Origin of the sequence: Synechococcus sp. EJ6-Ellesmere (assembly GCF_024345875.1) — a bacterium.
Classification (GTDB): domain Bacteria; phylum Cyanobacteriota; class Cyanobacteriia; order PCC-6307; family Cyanobiaceae; genus Regnicoccus_A; species Regnicoccus_A antarcticus.
This window is the reverse complement of the sequence record NZ_JAGQBY010000165.1, coordinates 1-6,791: the sequence shown is the minus strand read 5'-3', so window position 1 is coordinate 6,791 and position 6,791 is coordinate 1. Positions and strand designations below refer to the sequence as shown.

The 6,791-nt window shown below is 68.2% G+C and carries 7 protein-coding genes; 3 read left to right on the top strand and 4 right to left on the bottom strand.

All coding sequences use genetic code 11. From position 1 onward, the window contains the following. Both KBY78_RS14875 and KBY78_RS14870 read left to right on the top strand, forming a co-directional pair. A partial coding sequence (locus KBY78_RS14875) for a HupE/UreJ family protein (protein WP_315856677.1) occupies nucleotides 1-686 on the top strand: 686 nt, incomplete at its 5' end. A gap of 68 nt (nucleotides 687-754) precedes the next feature. Then, nucleotides 755-1,264 (top strand): GNAT family N-acetyltransferase, encoded by a 510-nt coding sequence (locus KBY78_RS14870; RefSeq protein ID WP_399215995.1) that lies wholly within the window; start codon nucleotides 755-757, stop codon nucleotides 1,262-1,264. 127 nt (nucleotides 1,265-1,391) lie between these two features. Here KBY78_RS14870 and KBY78_RS14865 read toward each other — a convergent pair whose 3' ends face one another. Then, nucleotides 1,392-1,970: a hypothetical protein gene (locus KBY78_RS14865; protein ID WP_255144292.1), complete on the bottom strand. Its 579-nt coding sequence runs from the start codon at nucleotides 1,968-1,970 to the stop codon at nucleotides 1,392-1,394. Nucleotides 1,971-2,199: 229 nt separating this feature from the next. On the opposite strand from KBY78_RS14865, the gene KBY78_RS14860 reads away from it, so the two are divergent. Then, nucleotides 2,200-4,449 carry an AAA family ATPase gene (locus KBY78_RS14860; protein WP_255144290.1) on the top strand — a complete coding sequence of 750 codons (2,250 nt, stop codon included), beginning with the start codon at nucleotides 2,200-2,202 and terminating at the stop codon, nucleotides 4,447-4,449. Nucleotides 4,450-4,464: 15 nt separating this feature from the next. On the opposite strand, the gene KBY78_RS14855 is transcribed toward KBY78_RS14860, so the two are convergent. From KBY78_RS14855 to KBY78_RS14845, 3 genes are all read right to left on the bottom strand, one after another. Continuing rightward, the gene (locus KBY78_RS14855) at nucleotides 4,465-5,661 is read right to left on the bottom strand and encodes a hypothetical protein (protein ID WP_255144289.1); all 1,197 of its coding nucleotides are present in this window, start codon (nucleotides 5,659-5,661) and stop codon (nucleotides 4,465-4,467) included. Between the two features lie 4 nt (nucleotides 5,662-5,665). Next, nucleotides 5,666-6,535 (bottom strand): hypothetical protein, encoded by an 870-nt coding sequence (locus tag KBY78_RS14850; RefSeq protein ID WP_255144288.1) that lies wholly within the window; start codon nucleotides 6,533-6,535, stop codon nucleotides 5,666-5,668. Beyond that, the coding region (locus tag KBY78_RS14845) for a hypothetical protein (protein ID WP_255144286.1) at nucleotides 6,535-6,791 on the bottom strand (257 nt) is incomplete at its 5' end. The genes KBY78_RS14845 and KBY78_RS14850, both read right to left, overlap by 1 nt.

The following is a 6,791-nucleotide window of genomic DNA, read 5'->3' as shown; positions in this document are numbered from 1 at the left end:
GTGATGGGGGCCATGGCCCCTTCAGTGAGAACGCTCGCAGTGCACAACCCCTTCATCCCCGGCGCGGACCGGACCTCTTGATGACTCAGACCTTCCCGGCCAGAACCCTGGCCATGCTCGGCGGTGCGGCAGCCCTGGCGCTGCTGCTCGATCAACCCGCTCAGGCCCATGGCATCGCCAACGGCGGCATCGCCGCGGGCTTCCTGCACCCCATCAGCGGCACCGATCACCTGCTGCTGCTGATCGGTGTGGGGGCTGCTGCCTCCTGCATGTCCGCCCAACTGCTGCTCTGGGCCCTGGCTGGTGCCGTTGGCGGCGGCGTGTTCGGGGCGATGGGCGGCACGTTGCCGGCCCAAGAATTTCTCGCAGCCCTGGCGATCAGCGCCGTGGCGGTGCTGGTGCTGCGATGCCTCCGCTCGCAGCAGAGCCCCCAGTTGGGCGCCTGCGCCGCCCTGGTGGCCTCAGCGGTGGCTGTTCACGCCATGCTCCACGGCCTGGAGGCCCCGGCCGATGGTTCCGCCGCTCTCTGGTGGCTGGGGGCGTTCGCAGGTTCGGTGCTGGTGAGCGGCGGCAGCTTCCTGCTGTTGCGGCGCCTGCCCCTTGCCTGGACCCGAGGGGTGGCCCTGCTGCTCGCGCTCTGTGGTGGGGTGGCAGCCCTGGGGCCAATCGGGTTAGTGATGCGCTGAGCCGGAAGAGGAGATGCTTCGCCCGATGGAGGGGAAGAGGATCACCATCTCCCCGATCCCCCTCGCCGCTGGCCGCGCCCACCACGCCACTACAGATCCGCCCCTACGAGGATGCCGACTGGCCTGGAGTGTGGCGGCTGCTGGAGCCGGTGTTCCGCCCCGGCGAAACCTTCCCCAATGACCCTGCCATCACGGAAACCGAGGCAAGTGAGTCGTGGGAGGAGCAGAACCGGGCGGTGATGGTGGCCGTGGATGCGGCCAGGGCCTTGGTGGGCGCCTATTCCCTGAGGCCGAATTCCCTGGCCCTCGGCGCCCATGTGGCCAACGCTGGCTACGTAGTAGCCGAACACGCCCGCCGGCAGGGGATCGGCAGCCGCCTCTGCCAGCACTACCTGCAGGCTGCTCGGCGGCTGGGCTTTCAGGCGATGAAGTTCAACCTGGTGGTGAGCACCAACATCGCCGGCATCCGCTGCTGGGAGCGCAACGGCTTTCAGAGCATCGGCACCCTGCCGGGGGCGTTTCTCCACAAGCAGCTGGGCTATGTCGATGCCCTGGTGATGTTCCAGCTGCTCCTCTGAACCGAACAACACGTCGCCTTTGCCGTGCTCTTGATCGGGGAGAACAGTGCCATGCGGGTGGGGGAGGCGATGGCGGTGACTGAAAGTAACCGCTTACCGCAGCTGCGGTTGGTGGGCCTTGAGACAGTCATCTTGAAGCCGCAGTAATCCGCTCGCCCAGTCGGGCGGCCACAGCCAGCACAGCTGCACTCCCGGCGAGCTCCTGGGGCACCAACAGCCAGAGGTGCTCCACAAGTGGCTCCCATGGCCACACCGCGCTCAGCTGAGCCTCCCGCCAGGGGCTGGTCAACAGCAGCGATGGCGGCACCGGCAACAGCACATCCCCCCGCTGCAACTCCGCCAGCCAAGCGGTGGCCGCAACAGCATCCAGCGCGGTGATAGCCGCCAGCTGCTGCTCCTGCAGGGCGTGATGGAGCGCCGGTGCAGCCGCCAATGGCGGTGCCAGGAACCGGAAGGTCCGGGACGGTGGCGCGGCGGCTGACTCGGTGCCGTTCAACCGGCTGGCGAGGAGCAGCCCCCAGCGGCCAAGGGGCAACCAGGCCATCCCCTCCACCGGAGCGGGGCAGACGCTCGCCAGCAGCACCGCCTCCAGCTCGCCAGAACGCAGCGGCTCACCCCACTGGCTCAGGCTCCGCCACAGCAGCGGAGTCGCCCCCGGAGGGGCGAGTCCGTCGAGCAGGTGCTGATGGAACGGGTCGGTGGCCACACGCAGGCCGGTGGCAGGGCGCAGAGGAGGTGGAATCGGAGCAGGCAGCGGATCTCGCGCTGGTCGGCGGGTGGCGGAATGCTCCTGCCACCAAGGCCGTAATCGGCCTTTGGTACTGACCGCCACCAGCACGGCAAGGAGCGCTACCGAATCGTGATGAATGCAGCAGGAATCGCACCGCCACTTGCTGCCCAATGGAGCTGGGGATGTGCCCTTTGATCCAACGCCCATGACTCCCTCCACCGCATCGACGACGGCCTCGCAACGACGCCGCAGCTCGGATCCGCCGGCTCGGCCGTTGCGCTGCCACCTGCTGATCGGCCCGCCCGCCAGCGGCAAGTCCACCCTCGCCCGCCTGCTGGCAGCGCTGCTGAGCGGGACTGAGGAGCCTCCCCCCTGTTACATCAGCAGCCGCGACATTCGCGCCGAAATCTTTGGAGATCGCGGTGTCTTTGGCCCCTGGGATGACATCGCCGCAGTGATGCACCAACGCATCCAGGAGGCTGTCGGCTCAGGCGCTCCGGTGATCGTGGAAGCCACCTTCTCGCGCCGGGCCTGGCGGCTGGCGATTACGCAAAGGCTGGAGTTGCCGGTGCCGGTGGAGTGGATCGGCTGGTGGCTGCGCACACCGCGCGAGCTTTGCCAGCAGTGGAACCAGCGCCGTGATCACAGCGTTCCCGAGCAGGTGATCGACAACCATGTCTCCCTGCTGGGCCAGACCCCCTTCTCGCCCAGCCGCTCGGAAGGTTTCGCAGCGGTGGTCTGCGTTGAACCCCATCACCATGAGCAACTGGAGCCTCACCTGCAGGTGGTTCTGGGGAAGTTGGAGCGGCGGATCAGCGCCGCCCGCAACCGGGACGCCCGGCTGATCCCCCATGGCTACTCGCGCCTGCTGGAGTGCGAACGGCTGCTCCACCTGATCCAGCTGCTCAGCCGCCAGCCGGAACTGACCGCCACCAACGTCCAGGTCTCCCCCGAGGAGTCTGCGGGCCTGGCCGAGCGGGCAGCGGCCCAGCTCAGCCAGCTGCACGGGCCTTGTTATGCGGACGTGAGCGCGATCGCAGCCGACCTGGACTGGTTGCGGCAACAGGGGTTCACCACCGCCTGGCGCGTCAACTCAGAGAAGGGGAAACCCGCGCCGCTGCGGGCGGTCGAGCCGCCGCCCTGGCCGGCGTCGCAACCGCTCAGTCCGGGCGGCTGGTCTGCTCTAGGTGATCGCGAGGCCTTTTGCCGGGCGCTCACCCTGCTGCGCCACATCCTTCATCACCCCTTTGATCGACAGGAGGGGGTGGCGATCGACCACCACCTCGCCGCAAGGCTCAAGACCCTCAGCGGCGGCCTTCACTGCTGGACCCCCCGCCAGTTGCACCAGAGCATCACAGCGATCCTCACGCCCTATGGCTTTCGCGATGCGGCAGGCAGTGGCCGCCACGGCTATGCCCTCGGCGCCTCGCTGCTGCCCTTGCCGCTGCAGGTGGAGATCCATGGGCTGCTGCAGGCCAATGCCGATCGGCTCGGTGATCCGAGCGGGCAGGCGATTGCCCGGGAGCTGGGCAAGCGGTTGCAACGCAGCGGCATCGCCATCGAGGCCGTGCCGCCGGTTCGGACGTTTTTCAATCGCTCCCTGTTGGCGGGGGATCAGCGCAGAAGCGGCACCCTGCTCAACACCGAGCAGGCCGAGCAGCTGCGCGGCGCCATTCAGCAGCACCAGCGGGTGGTGCTCACGGCCCTGGCCGCCTCCCATGGCGGGCTGGAGGAGATCCGGGTGTGGCCGTTGCAGTTGATCTTCCACACCAGTGCCTGGTACCTGCTGTTCGAGCACGATCACATCGGCCAGATGGAGGGGTTGCTGGCCTGCCGCCGGATCGATCAGCTGGGGCTGCGCCGGATCGAAATCGGCAGCTGCCGCAGCCAGCCATCCCATGCCGCGGCGCTGCTGCGCGGCGAAACCTTGCAGCACTGCTGCGGCAGCCTTGAGTTCGGTGATGCCCTCCAGGCGCAGCAAGCGGTTTGCGGGACGCCATCGGAGCAGCGCAGCAAGGCCATGGGCACCTTGCAGCTGAGCTGTGATGCCGCCGCCTTTGCCCTGCTCCGTGAGGAGGTGCGGCGCTTCCCGGCGGCGGCGGTGCGCCTGTCGCGCGCCCTGCCCGGCGATGGAGTGCTCAGCCCGCTGGGCGAGCAGGCGGAACTGCTGCCGTGCAGCCGCTCCAGCCACCCCTATCCGGTGGAGATCGACCTGCCGCTCTGGACCCTCGAGCGTGACCAGGACCTTCGTCGCTGGCTGTATGCCCTGGGCGGCGGGGTGCGGATCGAGGCGCCGCTGTCTCTGCAGCGAGAGCACCGGCACTGGCTCCAGTCCGCCCTGGCGGCGTACCCCAGGAGAAGGGAAATCAAGAAACAGCGGGTGCCGAAGCGGCTGCGGCAGACCGCAGGGGCGACGGGCCGACGTGGATCGGTGCTGGAGGTGGCTGAGTCTTGAGGGCAGGGCCGCCCCTCACACCCCCCGCGGCCACAGCACTCCAGTGCTCGGCCGTCCTCTGCCGCCACCAGATCCCCCACCCCCCTGGAGCTGCTTGGCATAGAAGGGGTGCTGCCTCACGCCCGGGGCACCGAGCGCTGCCGTTGACCAGTCGATCAGGAAATCCGGCCCGACGGCTGGTCCCATCGCCACGGGGCCTGGGGTGAGCAGCGGGCAGAAGCTCAGCCGATCCGGCACCGTGCTCCAGGGCAAAGAACCGACGGTGTCCCAGCCCGCCCTTGGTTGTGTGCCGGGAGGGTGCAGATACCAGAGGTCGGTGGCGCCGCTGTAGGCCGCGGCCAGCTGATAGAAGGTGCCGGCTCCGCTGGGGTTGCTGGCCCGGCCCAGGCGGCGCGGGTCCGAGAGCTGGTTGCTGCCCAGCCAGAAGCAGTCCGGCAGCGTGATGCGTGGCTGGAGGATCCCCGGCGCAAACAGACCGCTGGTGGTGTTGGCATACAACCCGCAACCGCGGATCAGCTGCTGCTCGCTGCCGGTCGGCGGCAGCGGAATGATCGAGGCCGCCACCAGGGTGTTGTTGCTCCATGTGTAGCTGTTCTGCGAATAGAACATGCCGGTGTAGGAGTTGGAGCGGTTGAGCACCACACTCCAACCGCTCACCGCCGGCGAGCGGAACAACAGCAGGGTGTGATTCTGCGTGTTGATGTCGGTTCCGACCGGCGCGATGGTGTAGCAGAAGAACTCACGGCCTGGTGTCGTATCGGCCTGAATCAGCAGAAAGCCGGCCAGATCCCACGCCGGTGTTCCATCCGAGGCGTAGTGCGACAGGCCGGCATTGACGCTGAACAAGGTCGCCGAGAAGCTGCCGTAGCCGCCGTTGCTGCTGTCGTTGGTGTAGGCGCTCTCGAGGCCGAGTTGCAGGCGGGCAGAGCTGCTGCTGGAGTTGTAGCCCTGAACCTTGGAGCTGTTGGAGAAGCTCAACAGCACTGGAGTCTGCGGATGGCCCAGCCGCCAGACATAGCCGTAGGTGATCGCCCCCGTCGCGGCGTTGTGATCCTTGACGAGCGACAGCGGCACCAGGGCATTGGCCGGTGTGGCATTCACCTCCGCTGAGAAGGCGCCGAAGGCCTCCGCCAGCTTCATGCCCGGATCAGTCGCCAGCTTGCTGGTCCAGTTCCACAGCGGCCATTGCAGGGCGGAGCAGGTGAGGGTCATCGCGTCAGCTCACCGGGTCCTTGAGGCGCACCACCAGGCGGGCGCCGCCGAGCTGCAGCCACTCGCTGCCATCGGCCGGCTTGATGTAGCCAAAGCTCGTGAAGGTGCGGTTGTAGAGCGCCAGGTCCACCGGCAACGCCACCGGGTCCCACCACTGCACCGGCGGCAGCGGCGTGGTGAACACGATCGTCGGGGTGATCGGCAGCCACTGGGCCGGGCGCACCAGCATCAGTGGCGTCGCTGATGAGAAGAAGTCAGCGCGGAAGGCGGTGGAGAGCTGCACCTGGGGCCGCGCCAGGTTCCAGGCCACCGTTGCGATCACACCGGTCATGTCGGTGAGCGAGAGGTGCCACTGAGTGGACACCACGTCCTTGGCGATCAGCAGCGCCACCGCCTGGCGGTTGGAGAAGGAGTGCTGAGAGAAGGCAAAGCAGAAGAACTCCTGGCCTGCCGCCAGGGAGGAGGCCACCACCGCCCCCAGGGGCAGTGGTTGAGGGGGCAGGGTGATCAGGGAGCTGGTGGTGCCCACCCCGCCCGTGAGGCTGCCGTGACCACCCAGGGCGGGGCCCGGCGAGAAGCCCGAGGCCAGGCCGGCATGGGTCGTCACCGCTCCGCTGCTCAGGTTCGCCACCCACTGGCTCATGAGCTCCACCGGCTGACCGCCGCTGAGCGCCGCGAGCCTTGCTCTGATCGTCCAGCCGCAGAAGCCTGGTGCATCAACAGGGCCGGTGAGCACGCTCAGCAGCTGGCTCGGGTTCTGGCCGTTGGCGGCGGTGAGCCAGGCCAGCAGCAGGGCATGGGCCTCAGCAAACAGACCCGGCAGCCCAAAGCCCTGGTCGCCGCGGCGGCTGAGGTCGGTGATCGTCGCTGCCATCAGCCGCCCACCGAATCGTTGAGCACCAGGGCCAGCACGCCCAACGTGGCCGTGTGGGCATTTGCGGCCTCGGTGCGCAGCCGCGCCCAGAGCCTTTGCTGCAGGGGGCTTTCGCCGTTGCTGTAGCTGCTGCCCGGCGCGAGTTTGAGGGTCGGTGTTTCAGCTGAGAAGCGCAGATCCAGGAGCACTCCGGCTGAAAGCGGCGGGTCCTCCTCGATCGGCCCGGGCGCATCCGCGATCCGCGCCGCCGGGGGGG